The sequence below is a fragment of the Mucilaginibacter sp. UR6-11 genome, assembly GCF_020880695.1.
Classification (GTDB): domain Bacteria; phylum Bacteroidota; class Bacteroidia; order Sphingobacteriales; family Sphingobacteriaceae; genus Mucilaginibacter.
Genome location: NZ_JAJIWO010000009.1, coordinates 61199 through 78562 on the forward strand (window position 1 = coordinate 61199; position 17364 = coordinate 78562).

The 17364-nt window shown below is 43.5% G+C and carries 15 protein-coding genes; 5 read left to right on the forward strand and 10 right to left on the reverse strand.

The genetic code is table 11. From position 1 onward, the window contains the following. Window positions 1–37: 37 nt before the first annotated feature. The 3 genes from LJ658_RS17800 to LJ658_RS17810 all read right to left on the reverse strand — a co-directional run bounded on the left by LJ658_RS17800 (window position 38) and on the right by LJ658_RS17810 (window position 2180). Window positions 38–946 carry an AraC family transcriptional regulator gene (locus tag LJ658_RS17800; RefSeq protein WP_230547898.1) on the reverse strand — a complete coding sequence of 303 codons (909 nt, stop codon included), beginning with the start codon at window positions 944–946 and terminating at the stop codon, window positions 38–40. A 39-nt stretch (window positions 947–985) separates the two neighbouring features. Continuing rightward, window positions 986–1750: an SDR family NAD(P)-dependent oxidoreductase gene (locus tag LJ658_RS17805; protein WP_230547899.1), complete on the reverse strand. Its 765-nt coding sequence runs from the start codon at window positions 1748–1750 to the stop codon at window positions 986–988. A 235-nt stretch (window positions 1751–1985) separates the two neighbouring features. Further along, window positions 1986–2180 (reverse strand): hypothetical protein, encoded by a 195-nt coding sequence (locus LJ658_RS17810; RefSeq protein WP_230547900.1) that lies wholly within the window; start codon window positions 2178–2180, stop codon window positions 1986–1988. On the opposite strand from LJ658_RS17810, the gene LJ658_RS17815 reads away from it, so the two are divergent. Next, window positions 2179–2334 carry a hypothetical protein gene (locus LJ658_RS17815; RefSeq protein ID WP_230547901.1) on the forward strand — a complete coding sequence of 52 codons (156 nt, stop codon included), beginning with the start codon at window positions 2179–2181 and terminating at the stop codon, window positions 2332–2334. The genes LJ658_RS17810 and LJ658_RS17815 overlap by 2 nt on opposite strands. 64 nt (window positions 2335–2398) lie before the next feature. Here the strand turns inward: LJ658_RS17815 and LJ658_RS17820 are convergent, their stop codons facing one another. The 3 genes from LJ658_RS17820 to LJ658_RS17830 all read right to left on the reverse strand — a co-directional run bounded on the left by LJ658_RS17820 (window position 2399) and on the right by LJ658_RS17830 (window position 6560). Further along, window positions 2399–2716 carry an antibiotic biosynthesis monooxygenase gene (locus LJ658_RS17820; RefSeq protein ID WP_230547902.1) on the reverse strand — a complete coding sequence of 106 codons (318 nt, stop codon included), beginning with the start codon at window positions 2714–2716 and terminating at the stop codon, window positions 2399–2401. A 57-nt stretch (window positions 2717–2773) separates the two neighbouring features. Beyond that, window positions 2774–5683, reverse strand: a complete 2910-nt coding sequence (gcvP, locus tag LJ658_RS17825; protein ID WP_230547903.1) for an aminomethyl-transferring glycine dehydrogenase — start codon at window positions 5681–5683, stop codon at window positions 2774–2776. Window positions 5684–5843: 160 nt separating this feature from the next. Then, the gene (locus tag LJ658_RS17830; RefSeq protein WP_230547904.1) at window positions 5844–6560 is read right to left on the reverse strand and encodes a pyridoxine 5'-phosphate synthase; all 717 of its coding nucleotides are present in this window, start codon (window positions 6558–6560) and stop codon (window positions 5844–5846) included. 87 nt (window positions 6561–6647) lie between these two features. Between LJ658_RS17830 and LJ658_RS17835 the strand changes: the two genes are divergently transcribed. Both LJ658_RS17835 and LJ658_RS17840 read left to right on the forward strand, forming a co-directional pair. Then, on the forward strand, window positions 6648–7643 hold the full coding sequence (locus tag LJ658_RS17835; protein WP_230547905.1) for a polysaccharide deacetylase: 996 nt from the start codon (window positions 6648–6650) through the stop codon (window positions 7641–7643). A 196-nt stretch (window positions 7644–7839) separates the two neighbouring features. Then, window positions 7840–10812, forward strand: a complete 2973-nt coding sequence (locus tag LJ658_RS17840) for an outer membrane beta-barrel protein (protein ID WP_230547906.1) — start codon at window positions 7840–7842, stop codon at window positions 10810–10812. Window positions 10813–10894: 82 nt separating this feature from the next. On the opposite strand, the gene LJ658_RS17845 is transcribed toward LJ658_RS17840, so the two are convergent. The 4 genes from LJ658_RS17845 to LJ658_RS17860 form a co-directional block, all read right to left on the reverse strand. After that, window positions 10895–11260 (reverse strand): PleD family two-component system response regulator, encoded by a 366-nt coding sequence (locus tag LJ658_RS17845; RefSeq protein WP_230547907.1) that lies wholly within the window; start codon window positions 11258–11260, stop codon window positions 10895–10897. A 305-nt stretch (window positions 11261–11565) separates the two neighbouring features. Beyond that, window positions 11566–12021, reverse strand: a complete 456-nt coding sequence (locus LJ658_RS17850) for a carboxymuconolactone decarboxylase family protein (RefSeq protein ID WP_230547908.1) — start codon at window positions 12019–12021, stop codon at window positions 11566–11568. Window positions 12022–12103: 82 nt separating this feature from the next. Next, window positions 12104–12673: a Crp/Fnr family transcriptional regulator gene (locus LJ658_RS17855; RefSeq protein ID WP_230547909.1), complete on the reverse strand. Its 570-nt coding sequence runs from the start codon at window positions 12671–12673 to the stop codon at window positions 12104–12106. 9 nt (window positions 12674–12682) lie between these two features. After that, window positions 12683–13789 carry a hypothetical protein gene (locus tag LJ658_RS17860; protein ID WP_230547910.1) on the reverse strand — a complete coding sequence of 369 codons (1107 nt, stop codon included), beginning with the start codon at window positions 13787–13789 and terminating at the stop codon, window positions 12683–12685. 400 nt (window positions 13790–14189) lie between these two features. Between LJ658_RS17860 and LJ658_RS17865 the strand changes: the two genes are divergently transcribed. After that, window positions 14190–14999, forward strand: a complete 810-nt coding sequence (locus LJ658_RS17865) for a hypothetical protein (protein ID WP_230547911.1) — start codon at window positions 14190–14192, stop codon at window positions 14997–14999. Window positions 15000–15050: 51 nt separating this feature from the next. Continuing rightward, entirely contained in the window at window positions 15051–17363 is a 2313-nt protein-coding gene (locus LJ658_RS17870; RefSeq protein ID WP_230547912.1) for an Rv1355c family protein, read from the forward strand. Window position 17364: the final 1 nt, after the last annotated feature.

The window sequence follows — 17364 nt, forward strand, 5'->3', positions numbered from 1 at the left end:
AATATAAATCAGGATTTAAGTCGCGTTTGATACGCCGTTATCCCCTAAACGCCACCGGCGCTACCGACGTTTGTTTCTTGAAAAAATTAGAAAAATGCGCTATATCGTCAAAGCCTAATGTGTACGAAATCTCGGCTATGTTCCAGTTGGTTTGTTTGAGCAGGATCTTGGCTTCCTGTATAATTCGGTTGGCGATGATTTGCGTGGTGGTATTACCGGTAACCTCTTTTAATACTTTGTTTAAATGATTAACGTGGACCGCCAGGCGGTCGGCATAGTCCTTAGCAGTACGTAGCTTTAACCGTTGATGCTGTGATTCGACAGGGAACTGCCTTTCCAATAATTCAACAAATAAAGACGAGATACGTTCAGAAGCATTATGTGTAGTCTCTAAAGCTGTAACCGGTTGTAATTTTTGACCATAATGGATCAACTCCAATACAAGGTTACGCAACAGGTCATACTTGTAACGATAATCTGAAGCTATCTCCCTGTGCATCTTTTTAAAGATATATTCTATCTCCTTGACTTCTTCCGGATTTAATTGAAATATAGGCACTTGTCCCGGTTGAAACAGCGGCAGGTCATCCAGGTCCACCCCGGCTTTTCCCAGAGCCAGGAAATCAGCCGTAAAAATGCAAAACATCCCGGTTTGGTTGCCGGTCTCCGGAATCCAGTTATAGGGGATTTTAGGCGTTGCAAAAAGCAAGGCGCTTTCCGGGATATCAATAGTCTTATCCGCATATTCCGCCCTGCTTTTCCCTCTTATCCAGCTTATTTTATAATACTCTCTGCGGCTATAAGGCATCTCGCGCGCGCCGGTTTTTTTATCAAATAACGTTTCGGTAACAAATACATTAAAATGGCCGATCTCTTTAGCGATACCGCTTGGTAGCTGCGCCGAACTTTCTTCGTAAAAGCCTTCTAATGACGTTTTGCCTATCATGATACCTGTTTGTATTATTCAAAGTTAATAAAATCTGAATTATAGATTCATACCGCCTGATACTTCAATGCGCTGACCATTGATCCATCTGGCATCCTCGGTACATAAAAATGCTACCACACCGCCAATATCTTCCGCCTCGCCCGGGCGACCCAATGCTGTCAGGCTGCTTACCATTTTGTTAACCTGCTCATTATCCCGCACTGTACCACCGTTAAAGTCGGTAGCTATAGCACCCGGAGCGACAATATTAGCACGGATGCCCTTCGATCCCAGCTCTTTTGCAAGGTAACGGGTAAATACCTCGACAGCGCCTTTCATTGATGCATAGGCCGATGCGCCAGGCATGCTGAAACGGGCCAAACCTGATGAAATATTTATGATGCCGCCGCCATCATTCAGAATAGGCAAAACCTTTTGTGTCAGGAAATAAACGCCTTTAAAATGTACATTCATCAAGTCGTCAAACGCTTCTTCAGTAGTTTGGTCGATAGGTGCGTGATGGCCCATTCCGGCATTGTTGATCAGGAAGTCTAAATGATCGGTGCCGAACGTATCACTCAAAACGCCTTGTACTTTTTCAATAAACGCGCCGAAGCTTTTAATATCGCCGGTATTCAATTGCAGCGTTGCGGCTTTTTGCCCGCTTTGCTGTACCTGTTTAACCACTTCGTTGGCATCGTCCGCCTTATTATTATAGGTAAGGATAACGCTTATGCCTTTTTCGGCCAGCTTAAGGGCCATGTCTTTGCCTAATCCGCGGCTGCCGCCGGTAACTAATGCTATTTTATTTTTGTTTTCCATTTCTTTTAATTATAACACAAAGATCGCTGCAATGTTGAGGCTGGTGTTTGGATAAATCAATCGGTTATTTGCGAAATTCAAATAATGGGGGTTTGCTTGTTGTTGCGGAGAAAGTAATGGCGAACATATGGCGCGTTAGTCCTATTGCTTTGTGGCCAACGCGCGCTTGGCTTGCCCCGCTCTTGGCCGCGGAAGCCCATTACTTTTTTCCTTGATGAAAAAAGTAACAAAAAAATCAAGTCAGGCCGATCGCTGCCACTTCACAGGCCAGACTCCCGGCCGCGCGCCCTGACAGGCCTTTGCGCTTCTTTGCAATGTTCATAAGACGATGTGGGTTTGAAAATAAAGCCGTCAGCAAAAAAGCTTCGGGGGAAAATTGATAAAACAGGTTGGCCTTGCGGACGGCAAGGGCATAGCGTCTTTTTGCCATGAGAGACGGGCAGAGCGATAGCGGCAAAATTATGCAGCCCGTGGTTTTATCAGTTTTGCCGGGTAAAAGCCAAGAGCGCAAAGAAGCCTCTTTTGCTGACTTGATTTTTGGTTCTTTTCATCAAGGAAAAGAACAAAGGCCTCCGCGGCCTTAGCGGGGCAAGCCGAGGGGCAGGGCCTGACACGCGTTTAGTCAATCGGGTAACGGCGATATGCTGACTACCCCTCAAACTCATAATCCCACTCCACTTTACAAATCCTCACTTTATAATTAGCATACCATTTCTCACGCCCATACTTTTGTGCTATTAAATGATCGGCATTGGCTTTCCAGTTGCGGATAGCTTCCGGCGATTGCCAGTAGGATACGGTAATACCGATTTCGTTTCGTGCCGATTCAATGCCTAAGTAGCCTTCCTGTTGTTTAGCCAGCTCGTCCATCGCATCAGCCATGGCGGCGTAGCCGTTATCGCCTTGCGTGCGGGTAGAGGTAAAGATTACGGCGTAATAGGGTGTTGGTGGGGTTTGAGCTATCATGATATTTAGTTATTGCCAAATAAAAAAGGCTCCGTTTTATGGGAGCCTTTAAGTTTATCACGTTCCGTATTCCGGCGTTGTTACTTCGCTTTCTTCAAACTCGTAATCAGTCAGCGGCGGGCATGAGCATATCAGCGTTCTATCACCATAAGTATCATTAACCCGGCCCACAGACGGCCAGAATTTATAAGCTGCTACATATGGCAACGGGAAGGCTGCTTTTTGGCGGCTGTATGGATGCTCCCAATCGTTGGCAGTTATTACTGCCGCAGTATGCGGTGCGTTTTTTAATGGGTTGTCAGTTTTATCAGATTTTCCTGCTTCAGCGGCAGCAATCTCTTTACGAATACCGATCATCGCATCGCAAAAACGGTCGAGCTCATGTTTAGGCTCTGATTCGGTTGGCTCGATCATTACCGTGCCCGCAACCGGGAACGATACTGTCGGCGCGTGGAAACCATAATCCATTAAACGTTTGGCAATATCAACCACCTCGATGCCGGCTGCTTTAAACGAACGGCAATCCAGGATCATCTCATGTGCGCAACGGCCATGCGATCCGGTGTATAATACCGGGTAATGGCTCTCTAATCTTGTTTTGATATAGTTGGCGTTAAGGATAGCATATTTAGTAGCGTTGGTTAAGCCATCGCCGCCCATCATAGCTATATAAGCGTGTGATATGATGAGGATAGATGCCGAACCCCATGGCGCTGCAGACACCGCGTGGATAGCTTTGCCATTATCGATGTCGACCACAGCGTGACCCGGCAGGTAAGGTACTAAGTGCTTAGCCACACCAATGGGACCCATACCCGGGCCGCCACCGCCATGCGGGATACAGAAGGTTTTATGTAAGTTAAGGTGGCAAACATCGGCACCGATAGTAGCCGGACTGGTTAAGCCAACCTGCGCGTTCATGTTTGCACCGTCCATATAAACCTGTCCGCCGTTATCATGGATGATCTGGCAGATATCAATGATCGACTCTTCAAACACACCGTGGGTCGACGGATAAGTTACCATCAGGCAGGACAGATCGTCTTTATGCTCTTCGGCTTTAGCCTTCATATCGGCAACGTCAATGTTACCGTTATCATCGCATTTAACAATTACTATTTTCATGCCGGCCATTGCTGCTGATGCAGGGTTGGTGCCGTGTGCCGATGACGGGATCAGCACCACATTGCGGTGATGATCGCCGCGGTCCATATGGTAAGCGCGGATCACCATCAGGCCGGCATACTCGCCTTGCGCGCCTGCGTTTGGCTGCAGGCTCATGGCTGCAAAGCCGGTGATCTCGCTTAACCAGCGGTTCAGCTCGTCAAATAGTTGCATGTAACCGCCTGTTTGGTCGGTTGGTGCAAAAGGGTGCATGCGGCTAAACTCGGCCCAGGTAACCGGTACCATTTCGGTAGTAGCATTAAGTTTCATGGTACATGAACCTAAGGCTATCATCGAGTGGCAAAGCGAAAGATCTTTAGTTTCTAAAGATTTGATATAGCGCAACATTTCATGCTCTGAATGATGCGAGTTAAAGATGCCATGCGTTAAGTATGCTGATGTACGTTGCAGACCTGCAGGGATAACCGTCTCTAAATTAGCCTGCAATCCTTCAAAATTAACAGCAGCAATTGTTTTGCCTTTTACTTTTGCAAACAGGCGCACCAGGGTTTTGATATCATCAGGCGAAGTAGTTTCATCAACAGAAATAGTAACTACAGAGCCCTTATAATTTAAGTTAATCTCGTTATTTAAAGCTTCCGAATGGATAGGGCCAACCAGGTCGCCCAGGTCAAACTTAACCGTATCAAAATAAGCCTCATTTAATTGTTTAAAGCCTAATGTTTCCAGGCTTTGGCTTAAAAGGATAGCTAAACCGTGTACACGCTCTGCAATCAGCTTCACACCTTTGGGGCCATGATAAACGGCATACATACCGGCCATGATAGCCAATAAAGCCTGCGCGGTACAGATGTTAGAGGTTGCTTTATCCCTGCGGATATGTTGCTCGCGGGTTTGCAGGGCCATACGCAGCGCGTAGTTGCCGGCGCTGTCAATGGTTACCCCGATGATACGGCCCGGGATAGAGCGTTTGTATTCTTCTTTAGTTGCAAAAAATGCAGCATGCGGGCCGCCAAAGCCCATTGGTACACCAAAACGCTGGGTAGTACCAACAACAATGTCAGCACCCCATTCGCCCGGAGGGGTTAGGAGTACCAGGCTCATCAAATCGGCAACAACGGTTAGCTTAATGCCTTTTTCGTGTCCTTTGGCGGCAAAGTCGGCGTAGTTATAAACCGCGCCGTGGCCGGCAGGATATTGTACAATGGCGCCAAACATCTCGTCGGTTAATTCAACGGTGCGGTGGTCGCCTATTTGCAGGGTAATGCCATAAGGCTCGGCCCTGGTTTTTAAAATATCTATCGTTTGCGGGAAAACTTCTTCTGATACAAAAAAGGTTTTAGCCGTATCTTTCTTACGCAGGGTATATTGCATAAACATGGCCTCGGCAGCGGCGGTGCCTTCATCCAATAACGATGCATTGGCAATTTCCATCCCGGTAAGGTCGATAACCATGGTCTGGAAGTTTAACAGCGCCTGTAAACGGCCCTGGGCAATTTCGGCCTGGTAAGGGGTATACTGGGTATACCATCCGGGATTTTCAAGAATATTACGCTGGATAACACCCGGCACAATAACATCATAATAACCCTGGCCGATATAGCTGCGGTAAACTTTGTTTTTTGATGCCGTTTGTTTAAGGTCTTTAAGGTAAGCAAACTCGCTTTTTGCTGCAGGCAGGTTAAGCGGATTTTTTAACCGGATCTTTGCCGGTACCGTTTGTGCGATCAGCTCGTCAAGCGTTGCAACGCCTGTAGCTTTAAGCATTTCTGCGGTGTCTGCCTCATTGGGTGCGATGTGCCTTCCCTCAAATTTTTCCTCGTAAGCCGTGTTTAATTTCATGAATAAGTATCAGTTATTTGAAGCCGTAAAGGTACAAATTTAGCCGCTGACTATCAATTGATAAACCCAATCGTCAGTATAAAATTACAGGGGAAATTTAATTTGTTTAAGCGATCAAAAGACAGAATAATATCGGCTGTTTTGAACGATTCAAACTATATTAAACTAACTGGCGCAAATACATTTGTATGGTGTTTTCCAACCCATAATACAAGGCATCGGTTATCAATGCGTGGCCTATGCTTACCTCGTCCAGAGCGGGAATATTTTCGGCGAAATATTTGAGATTGCCCAGGTCCAGATCGTGCCCGGCATTAATGCCTAAGCCGGCTTTATGCGCCGCTTCCGCAGCCTTAATGTAAGGTGCAATGGCGGCAGCCTTATCCTGGTGATATTGGTGGGCGTAAGCTTCGGTGTATAGTTCTATCCTGTCTGTGCCAGTTGTGGCGGCGGCTTCAACCATTTCAACTACCGGATCAACAAAAATAGAAACACGGATGCCCGCATTTTTAAATACCGCGATCATATCTTTTAAATACTGCTGGTTTTTAAGCGTGTCCCAACCGTGATTTGAGGTGATCTGTCCCAGCACATCGGGTACCAGGGTAACCTGCTCGGGCTTGTTGGCCAATACCAGGTCTATAAATTTTTGCTCCTGGCAATTGCCCTCAATGTTAAACTCGGTGGTGACTATTTTTTTTAGCTCGAAAACATCATTATAGCGGATATGCCTTTCATCCGGGCGCGGATGTACTGTTATACCCTGCGCGCCGAAACGCTCGCAGTCTAGCGCTACTTTTATCAGATCAGGGTTGTTACCGCCGCGCGAATTACGCAGGGTTGCGATTTTATTGATATTTACGGATAATCGGGTCATGTAGTAATCAGCTTAAAAAAATCAAATATCACTATTAGTTAATTAATAGACCAAACATTTTTAACCGGATTTAGTTGCAACAGCACAATGAAAACTGTGATAAAATATTTGCTGGCCTTTAGCTGTCTGTCCTCGGTTTCATTAACAGCCGGTGCACAGGCCAATTATTTAAAAATTGAGAATTATAAAGTATACTATGGCTGGGCCAAACATTTCCCGCAGGATTGGATGATACTGCGCCGGTTTGAAAACCAGGGCCGACAGTATTTTTTGATGGTAAACCCGCAAACCCTGCAAACTAAAATTGATGAAACCAATTTTTACCAGGTTAAAACCATGACTATGGATGCCGCCCGTAGCTTTTTTAAAGGCACCCCCTACCAAAGGGCATTAGCCAAAGCTGAAAAACGATCGGTAATGATTCAGGATGCGGGGATAGAAATGGGGATGCCCAAAGAAAGCGGGATTAGTTTAACGGCAGATCTTTGCCCGTCACACCGGCCGCTGGATAAGAGGATCTTTACCGACATTTTTACTGAGTTTCAAAAAGTGGAAAAGCCTGCGCCCATTGCACTATCAATTACCGGCATTTGGATGCGCCAGCACCCACGCGACCTGGAATGGCTGAAACAGATGGAACAAAAGGGCGAGATCTATATCACCTGGATCAACCACTCCTTTAATCATCGCGTTAGCAAAACACTGCCGCTAAAAGAAAATTTTTTACTGGAGGCGGGTACGGACATAACTTATGAAGTTCTGGAAACCGAAAAAGCGATGTTAAAAAACGGGTTACTGCCCTCGGTTTTCTTTAGATTCCCCGGGTTGGTGTCTGATCAGCAACTGGTGAAACGCATAACCGATTTCGGATTAATACCCATCGGCACCGATGCCTGGCTGGCTAAGGGACAACAGCCCCAGGCGGGTAGTATCGTGCTGATCCATGGTAACGGCAACGAGCCGGTAGGGGTAGCCGATTTTATTAACCTGCTTAAATCAAAGACAAAAGCTATCGCCCAAAAACAGTGGTTATTATATGATCTTCGCGAGAGTGTTGACGAGGAATTTGAAAGCGCTAACTGACATATTTTCTATCAATTGCAATGCAATGTAGTGATTTATAGAGTGATAAATGTAACAATCATGGGATTAACAGAACTATTGGCCCCTAATTATGTAACAATAGTATTAAATAGAAATTTAAACGTAATATAAATTGAACCTTTGCAAAGTCTTAAGCAATTGAATTATTAACAAAAACAGCGTACATCTAAACTTTATGAAATCTATATTTATACCCTTAATTTTTATCTTCTTATTTGTCGGGCACTCTTATGCGCAAACGGGCCGCGGTGTCCAGGGAGTGCTTATAGACTCTACAAAGCAAACCCTGCCAGGTAGTGCTGTAAAGTTAAAAACAGACCTGGGCGATAGCACACAAATAGCTACAGACGCGGACGGAAAGTTCAGTTTTTCTAATATTAAAGGCAGTAAGATAACGCTTTATATATCCTCTTTTGGTTACCAGGCTGTTATAAAACATTATACTTTCTCGCCAACTGACAATAATACGTTTGTGATCCCGCCGATAATTTTAAAAAGCGAAAGCAAGCAATTAAAAGAAGTTACGATTGTAGGAGTTAACCCTATAAAATTTAAAGAAGATACGATTGACTATAAAATAGCAGCCTATCCGGTACGTGAAAATGCGCCTGTTGAAGATGTGTTAAAAAAGATGCCGGGTGTTGATGTTGACGCAAATGGCAACGTTAGCGCACAGGGTAAAAGCATTACTAAAATACGGATTAATGGGAAAGATTTTATGGGCGGCGACGTGCAATCGGCCACAAAAAACATACCTGCTGATATCCTGGAAAGCGTACAGATAATTGATGATTACGGCGATCAGGCCAATTTAACCGGTGTTAAAACCGGCGAGCCTAACAAGATATTAAACTTTACCATCAGGTCTGACAAAAACTATGGCTACTCTTTACAGGCAACTGCCGGTGATGGTGAAGATGCTTTGCCAAAAGCGCCGGGCGTTGAAAATAATAACCGGTATATAGGATCTGTTAACTTTTTTAATTTTAAAGGAAACAGGCAATTAACCGTTTTGGGTAATATCAACAATACCAATACCAATACTTTCAATTTTGGTAGTGGCGGCGGAGGTGGTAATGGCGGCAACGGTGGTGGTAATGGCGGTGGAGGTGGAGGTGGCGGCCGTGGCGGAGGCCCGCGTGGTGGTAACACCGGTTTAGCCAGCACTAAAGACGGTATTACTATTGCCCGTGCAATTGGTACCAATTATCGCGACCAGTGGGGTAAATACATCTCCGTTTATGGGAGCTACAGTTTTTCTGATAACTCAACTTTTACAACTACCAATACATTGCGTACCAACAATGGTTCGGGTACGACAAATACCAACCAGACCTCGGCTAATGATAACCCGGTTAACCACCGTTTTAATTTTAACCTGGAGTACAAGCCCGATACCGTTAACTATCTGAAAATATCGCCAACCTTTACTTATGCAGGCACCAATTCATCCTCACTTGAAGATGTAAATTACCGTAGCAATAATGTAATAAGCCAGGCATATAAAACCAATATTTTAAGCAACTCGACCGCGCCAAGCTTTGGCATTAATGCATTATATAATCACAGGTTTGAAAAACGAGGGCGTAATTTTAGTTTATACTTAAATGCAAGCACCGGTAAAACCAACTCGTACAGTAATCCGGTTCTTAACTATACTGTAGGCGCACCCAACGTGCCGCTGTACCAGGTTATTAATACCGATAATCATACCAGCACCTTTGGCGGTAACTTATCTTATTTAGAGCCTATCGGTAAAATATCTTACCTGGAGTTAAACTATACTTATAGCCATTCTTATACTTCAAATGATAAAGAAACTGATACGCTAAATACAGCCAATACACTAGATTATTATGCGAGGCTTAGCAATAACTATAATTATACCTTTGTAACCAACAGGTTGGGTTTAAACTTCAGGGTTATTGATACCAAGTACAATTATACCTTAGGTATTGGCGTACAGCCCTCAGTATTGGATGGCCGCTCAATAACCAATAACATCAATACCCATGTCAGCCAGTTAAACTATATCCCAACTGCCCGTTTCATTTATAATTTTTCAAGAAATGAAACTTTTAGCCTTAACTATAACGGTTCAAGCAGCCAGCCATCATTTAACCAGTTGCAACCGGTTGTTGATCTTTCAAGCGCTTCATACCCGGTACAGGGTAACCCCGACCTGAAACAACAGTTTGTTAATAATTTTTCAATCCGCTATAACTCGTTTGGTATTGCCTCAGGAAACATTTTATTTTTAAATGCGCAGTTTAACCAGATCAATGATTATGTAGCAACGCGTACCACTACTTACAGAAATTTGAGTCCGGCAGTGATCGCGGCAAATCCTGATTTGAAAAATTTCAGGAACGCAACTTTAACCCGCTATTTAAATTCAGACGGTTATTATTCGGCTTCAGCACAAGGTTTGTATTCGAAACCGTGGGACGAGCGTAAGTATACATTGATATTTAACGGAAATATTACTTATACCAAGTACCCTAACTTTGTTGACAGTGTTGATGTTAACAATGTCACTTCGGCCACTCAAAGAAATCTGTCAAAAACATTAACCTTTACACCGGGCATGCGCTTTAGGTTAGATATTACCAATGTTATTGATGCGCAGGCCAGTGCAAATTACTCCATCAGCAAAACTGATAACTCATTAACAGGCAATAGCTCATTGTTGCAAAACACCAATGTCAGGTCGTTAAATTTAGGCCTTACCGGAAAAAATTACTTTGGCGACTGGACGTTCAGTTATGATTATACTAAACAATTAAATTCCGGCTACACTATACCGGTAACCAATCCCAATATTTTAAGCGTGTATTTAGAGCGCAGGTTCCTGGCACAAAACAGGGCTACAATACGCTTAGCTGCCGTAGACTTGTTTAACCAAAACACCGGTTTTTCGGTAACGTCCGACGGAGCGAGCGTTACACAAACCAGCGTTAACAGGTTGGGCCGTTATTATATGATAACTTTTGCATTACGTCTTCAAAAATTTGCGGGCCGCGCCCCAACTCAGGATGGCAGAGGTGACGGGCCCGGGGGTGATCGTCCCCGTGGCGGCGGCGATCGTCAGCGCGGTGGTGGTGGCGGTTTCGGCGGGGGGAATGGCGGCGGCGGAGGTTTCAATTAACCCGGGCCTTACAAAAAAAGCGGATAAAAAAGAATCCCCTCCTGTTTACCGGGAGGGGATTCTTTTTTATAAATATATAGATTTAAGCTACCGTACTTATTACGCGTTCCAGTTCTTCAAGATCAAATGGTTTGGCAAGGTAAGTTTCGGCACCGGCATGGCTTGCCAATAACTGGATATCGCTATTTGCAGAGAAATAGATAACCGGGATATTTTTCAGGGCCTCTGTATTTTTCAGGGTTTGTGTAGCAATAATGCCTCCGGCATCCGGTATCCAGTTGTCCATCAGTATTACATCCGGCATTATACCAGACACCCGTTCGGTTATGGCATTGCAATCTGTAAACGTATGCACTTCCCACCCTTTTTCTTCCAAAATATAATTGCAGATCGACAGAATGTCTTCATCATCATCAAATACGATGATCTTCCGTTTGGTATTACTCATTGCCTAAAACTAGTTGTGTGAACATATATAAAACTATAATGATAAGCAAATGTTTTACTTACCACAAATTATAAAATGTCGTAAAAAGCCGGCCACGCCTGTTTAAATGATAATCAATACTTAAACGGTGTTAATCAGGCTCTTATTAAGACTCTTACGCAAATTAGGAATAATTTGTTTTGTGGCGGGTTCAGCGTTTTTTTACCAATTAATTATTCAGACAGTGCATCAGGCTTTTATAGATAGTTATATATCAGGCTAATAAGTAAGATAAATATTGCGGGTAGCCTACCCGCAATATCGGGTCAGGCATTTAAGGCTTCCTTCTTTGGTTCCAGGCGGGCGCTTATGCTAATCCTGTTCCATGCGTTAATTACGGTAATAGCCATGATAACCTTAGCCAGGTAATGCCCATCAAAAAGGGCTGCAGCTTGCTGGTAAGTTTGGTCGGCTACGCCGCCCTTGCTGATAAGAGTTACTTCTTCAGTCAGAGCAAGTATGGCTTTTTCTTCTTCCGTAAAAAATGAAGTGTCGCGCCAGGCATTTAAAACATAAATGCGTTGTTCTGTTTCACCGGCTTTACGGGCATCGCGGGTATGCATATCCAGGCAATAGGCGCAGCCATTTATTTGTGAAGCGCGAATTTTTATTAACTCTAAATGCGTTTTGCTGATGCCGCTGTTTACAATGTAATTTTCTAAACCCATTATGGCTTTATAAGCATCGGGCTCTGATTGCAATACGTTTATTCTGTTACTCATGATCGTATGTTTTTGTACAGGCAAAGTTGAGCATAAAAGGAATGGCAAAAGTTAATCACGATTAAGAAATCATCGCGGGTAGTTATTTTTTGGCTCGTATCTTACTTAAAAACTGCGGAGTAAAACCCAGGTATGAAGCAAGCATATATTGCGGCACGCGTTGTACGAAGCCGGGGAAGTTAGTGCTGAAATTTCTGTAACGTTCTTCATCACTGTAAGAATAGATGTATTCGATGCGGCGTTGCGCCGCAGCATAGGCCCGCTGTAAAATTTTTCTGAAATAAGTTTCTAACTGTGGGAAGGATTGTGTTAATTCTTCCTGTACGGTTTTGTCCCAGGCAATAACTTCGGCATCTTCAACCGCCTGGATATAAAAACGCGACGGCTTTTGGGTATCAAGGCTGTCATAATCGGTTATCCACCATCCCTCCAAACCAAATTGAGTAATTTGCTCCTGCTCTTTTTTATTAATAAAATACAGGCGCAGTAATCCTTTACTTACAAAATAATTGGCCCGGCACACTTTGCCGGGCTGTAGTAAAAAATCTTTTTTCTTTAAGGTTGATGCTTTAAGTTTTGTACAAATAAGTGTGGCTTCCTCATCAGTGATGGTTACATATTTGCGCATATGGTCAAGTAGTGCAAGGTGCATTTTGTGAGGCTAATTATTTTTTAACCCGATGCGGTTATTGGTATAATCGAGCAGGTATTCATTACTCAGAAAAAAATCTATACTAAAAATAGTTCGGTTGTCTTTTGAGTATGATGGGTTTTCAACCTGGGTTAAATTAAAATTACTGGTGGTTGTATATTGATAATTAAACCCTTGCCCTGTTGTTATAGATACCGCGCTATTAACAGGCAGGGCAGCCGAATTGCTGGCAGCAGTAGCATCCTCAACAATAGTTGTGGTTGGGGTACCGGTGTCAAATAAAATTGTGCCGGGTATGGTTTTTCCGTTATAAGTTATGGATGACGAAATGTTGGGCGAGTAGCCGCTTATTGCATTGTAAGTAAGCGGGTGCATTATAAACCCTGAAGAATTAAGTTCGGCAGGTGTTAACCCAATGTATAATAGGCCCGGCGTATACGTGGCTGTTGTCTCGAAATTTGCTGAATTTAACATTGCCAACCGGAAACCGCTTGTAACGTTATCCGCAAGTTTAAAATAGCTTAAAGGGCTGGCTATCTTTCTGCTGTTAGCCATTACGCCGGACGCTACGCCAAAAACATCGGCCGAGTGCGCGGCAAGTTGCTGTCCATTATTTAAATTAACAATTTTGTAGTATAAAAATATAGGTATACGGGGTGTTACTGTGCTGCCATTTCCGTCGCCAATGGTTACTTTGGCATAAGCCAGGTTACCATACTCCTGTATGGCGCCGTCAATCCCGCCATAAGTAATTGTTGATTGCTGCGAAGTAATGGTAATGCCGTTTACATTTACAGAGTCACCCGTAAATACAAAACCATTTGCACTGATCATAGAGGCCGGAATGATCCCGTCGGCATCAATCGTCATTCCGGTTGATCCGGTGTCAAACACCAGGCCGTAATTTATAGTAGTCACGTCACCCAGTTTTGGAACCGCTATAAAAATGCGTCTGTTATTGCCGCTGACCTGCTCATATAACCCAAGCCTGGCATAATTAACCGGTTCGGAAACCGTGGGATTGAATTTAGGCTCTTTTTTACAGGATGTCGCAAATAGTATTAAAAATAGTGTTCCCAGCAACACCGGAAAATGATTTGGGTAGTTTTTTTTCATCCTTATAATTTACGGTCGCGTGCAAATTGCACAATTACAGGCAATAACGGTAATTATGTTTTAACCGTATAATAAGAAATAAAATAAATTTAATTAATTTATATAAGCTATTTATTACCCGTATTTAATTGAAAGTTAATTTAATAACGATTAACAATATATTAAATATTTGACCTCAAATAATTGCATTTCTAGCTTAATTAAAGTTTTTTTGTGCGGGATTTTTTGCTGAAATATCACTAAATTTCGGTAATTAAACCTATAAGCAATTTGCAAAAAAAATACTCCTTTAATCCAGATTGATTTTGAAGTGTTTGTACTGTAACATAGTTGATTGCTTTGCCGTTTTAAGGCTTACCTTTTAATTGATACTATTAATGTGCTTTATTAAAAACAACAAATGGGTGGTGGTATAAGCAAAGAAAACCCCGAAGTCAGGCTTAGGGCGTTCAGAGCTATTGACGAACCGCAAACTTGCGCACTGTTTATTGAAGGTCACACCCATGTTTTAACCAATATAGGCGTCACCAAAGTGTCCTATAGTAAAAATGAATGGGTAAATAATCCGGCTGCGTTTGTAATAGTTGTTGAATCATTAGACGGCCAGCGCATATTTGGAGGAGCCCGTGTTCATGTATCTGGCGGTACAGAACCATTGCCTATTGAACAGGCAACATGTGCCATGGATAAAAACATATATAACCTGGTTTGGAAATACGCGCAATACGGCACCGGCGAACTTTGCGGATTGTGGAACTCAAGAGAAATTGCCGGATATGGTGTCGGTAGTATTTTTTTAATACGCGCCGCGGTGGCAATAGCTCATCAGATCGGGTTGCAGTCGCTTTTTGCGTTGTGCGCGCCTTATACCGTAAAGCCGGTTGCAGCTGTTGGAATGGAGCTCGAAGCTAGTATTGGTAATGGTGGTACATTTTATTATCCAAAACTTGACTTAATCGCGACTACCATGTTGTTGAAAGACGTGCCTGTATTAAGCAAAGCGCAGCAGGAGGACCGGGATGCTATTATCCGGGTACGTGAAAATTTAAATACCGTGCGCATTGAAGAATTGCGGGGTAAAAAAATAACCATACATTACCAAACCCTGATACCTAATCTTGATAAATGGGACTTGAATGAGACCATAGCCAATGCTGAAAAAAACAGACAAAAGCCTCGTGTTGAACATAAAGACTGGGATTTTATATAAAGCACACATACAGTAAGCCTTTACCAGAATAATGGCTGTAATAATAATATAATGGAAAATTTAGCAACCTTGCTGGTTAACTCCGGCCAATTAAAGCAAATCCACGCGCCGCAGTTAATGCGGCTTAATAATGCCGCCGACAAGCAAGTTTTTGATACCTTGCTGGCTGCAGGAAAAGTAACCTTTGTTATTGACGAAATGTTTACTCAGCTGCAGGAACTGATTAAAGGCCGAAATCCTTCGATAAAAATATCCTTAGAAGAATACCCCCAACGTATTAATGACTTTTTAAACGGAACCAATATTGATGAATATGGCGTATGGGCTTACTATCCGTGGAGCCAGCGACTGGTACATATTCTTGATGAAGACGAATTTGTTGAAGTACGCACCAATCGTAATCAATACAAAATTACACGTGCGGAGCGCGATATATTGGGCACCAAACGGATCGGTATTATTGGCCTGTCAGTAGGGCAATCCATAGCACTAACCCTAGCGATGGAACGTGGTTTTGGTGAATTGCGGCTGGCTGATTTTGATGAGCTGGAACTGAGCAACCTTAATCGCATTAGGGCCGGGGTACATAGCCTGGGTCTGCCTAAAGTAGTGGTTACCGCCCGTGAGATTGCAGAGATAGACCCCTATCTTAAAATAACCTGTTTTTTTGAAGGTCTTACTGAGGAAAATATGGATGATTTCTTTTTAAAGAATGGCAAGCTAGATATTTTAGTGGATGAGTGCGACGGACTGGATATCAAAATAAATTCACGTGTAAAAGCAAGGGCGCTCATGATTCCGGTAGTAATGGATACCAGCGACCGCGGCATGCTTGACGTAGAGCGCTTTGACCTTGAGCCTGACCGCCCGATATTACACGGCGCAGTTGAAGGTGTAGACACATCAACCATAAAAGAATTGACAAATGAAGAGAAAATACCTATCATTTTGCAAATGCTGGGTATTGAAAACGTATCATTGCGTATAAAAGCTTCAATGATTGAGGTTGAACAAACTATCAACACCTGGCCTCAATTGGCTAGTTCAGTGGTGCTGGGTGGTGCCATTGGTGCCGATGTTTGCAGGCGCATCTTATTGGATCAGTTTCATGACTCGGGCAGGTATTATATTGACCTGGATGAAATTGTTAGTGATAAAACCCCTGACGTATTTGCGAGCGAAGTGCCATCTAATCCATTCTCGCCCATGCAGCGGAACGAAATGAGCTCCCTGGCCAGGCAATACAAGCCTAATAAAGAGGCAGGTCGGCTTGTCTTAGATAACGCCACTATTACTGAGTTAGTTAATGCGGCCTGCGCGGCGCCATCAACCGGTAATGATCAACCATGGAAATGGTTATACCGTAGTGATAATGGCATACTGTTTCTTTATCATGACGAGTATCGTTCCTTCTCATTTGGCGATTTTCAAAAAACGGCGTCATTCATTTCATTCGGCGCCGCTTTCGAAAATCTAAGCATCCATGCACTGGCAAAAGGCATGCAAACATCATACGACTTTTTGCCTGATACAAAAAATGAAAGACTGGTTGCTGCCATTTGTTTTAGTGAAGCTCAAATCCCTGACTCTAAATTGATTACCCTGGATAAAGCCATTTATAAACGCCATACTAACAGAAATCCGGCACCAAAAATGCAATTGGCAACAAACGTTTTTGAGCAGTTGGGCAGTATTGCTGAAACTATACCCGGTGCGAAATTTCAAGTTTTTACGGATGAAGAAACATTAAAACAACTGGGTGATATTATTGGCGCATGTGATCGCACCCGGCTATTGAACCCGGCCGGGCATAATGATTTTATCAGTCGTGAAATGCGCTGGACGTCAGAAGATGCAGAACGAACACGGGATGGTATAGATACCAAAACCCTGGGGTTCACCAACTCGCAACTTGCCGCGCTTAATATTATCCGTAACGAAAAAGTAATACGTACGATCAACAAACTGGAAGGCGGATTAGGTTTTGACGGGCTTGCGCGCCGTATTGTTAAAACCGCGTCTGCAATATGCATGATCACCCTGCCTGAATATAGCCTGGCTAATTTTTTTGAAGGAGGCCGGGCAATGGAGCGTTTCTGGTTGGAAGCCACTAACCTTAACCTGGCAGTGCATCCCGTTATATCGCCATTTTATTTGTTTTCAAGGATATTGCATGGTAATGGTGAAGGCCTTAATACCCGGGCTATTAATGAACTTACAGCTTTACGGAAACAATTTGACACGATTACCGGGCTTGGGGATAACCGTGCAGAAGTATTCCTGACAAAAATTGCTGTTGCTGCGGAGCCTGTATTAAAATCGCACCGGTTGCCATTAGACAAAGTATTGGTATTTGATAAATAAC

What these genes read in the sequence shown, in the direction of transcription:
- gcvP (WP_230547903.1), bottom strand. Translation starts at nt 5,683, where the DNA reads ATGAAATTAAACACGGCTTACGAGGAAAAATTTGAGGGAAGGCACATC.
- LJ658_RS17870 (WP_230547912.1), top strand. Translation starts at nt 15,051, where the DNA reads ATGGAAAATTTAGCAACCTTGCTGGTTAACTCCGGCCAATTAAAGCAA.
- LJ658_RS17815 (WP_230547901.1), top strand. Translation starts at nt 2,179, where the DNA reads ATGAGAGACGGGCAGAGCGATAGCGGCAAAATTATGCAGCCCGTGGTT.
- LJ658_RS17865 (WP_230547911.1), top strand. Translation starts at nt 14,190, where the DNA reads ATGGGTGGTGGTATAAGCAAAGAAAACCCCGAAGTCAGGCTTAGGGCG.
- LJ658_RS17800 (WP_230547898.1), bottom strand. Translation starts at nt 946, where the DNA reads ATGATAGGCAAAACGTCATTAGAAGGCTTTTACGAAGAAAGTTCGGCG.
- LJ658_RS17810 (WP_230547900.1), bottom strand. Translation starts at nt 2,180, where the DNA reads ATGGCAAAAAGACGCTATGCCCTTGCCGTCCGCAAGGCCAACCTGTTT.
- LJ658_RS17845 (WP_230547907.1), bottom strand. Translation starts at nt 11,260, where the DNA reads ATGAGTAATACCAAACGGAAGATCATCGTATTTGATGATGATGAAGAC.
- LJ658_RS17820 (WP_230547902.1), bottom strand. Translation starts at nt 2,716, where the DNA reads ATGATAGCTCAAACCCCACCAACACCCTATTACGCCGTAATCTTTACC.
- LJ658_RS17835 (WP_230547905.1), top strand. Translation starts at nt 6,648, where the DNA reads ATGAAAACTGTGATAAAATATTTGCTGGCCTTTAGCTGTCTGTCCTCG.
- LJ658_RS17855 (WP_230547909.1), bottom strand. Translation starts at nt 12,673, where the DNA reads ATGCACCTTGCACTACTTGACCATATGCGCAAATATGTAACCATCACT.
- LJ658_RS17805 (WP_230547899.1), bottom strand. Translation starts at nt 1,750, where the DNA reads ATGGAAAACAAAAATAAAATAGCATTAGTTACCGGCGGCAGCCGCGGA.
- LJ658_RS17850 (WP_230547908.1), bottom strand. Translation starts at nt 12,021, where the DNA reads ATGAGTAACAGAATAAACGTATTGCAATCAGAGCCCGATGCTTATAAA.
- LJ658_RS17830 (WP_230547904.1), bottom strand. Translation starts at nt 6,560, where the DNA reads ATGACCCGATTATCCGTAAATATCAATAAAATCGCAACCCTGCGTAAT.
- LJ658_RS17840 (WP_230547906.1), top strand. Translation starts at nt 7,840, where the DNA reads ATGAAATCTATATTTATACCCTTAATTTTTATCTTCTTATTTGTCGGG.
- LJ658_RS17860 (WP_230547910.1), bottom strand. Translation starts at nt 13,789, where the DNA reads ATGAAAAAAAACTACCCAAATCATTTTCCGGTGTTGCTGGGAACACTA.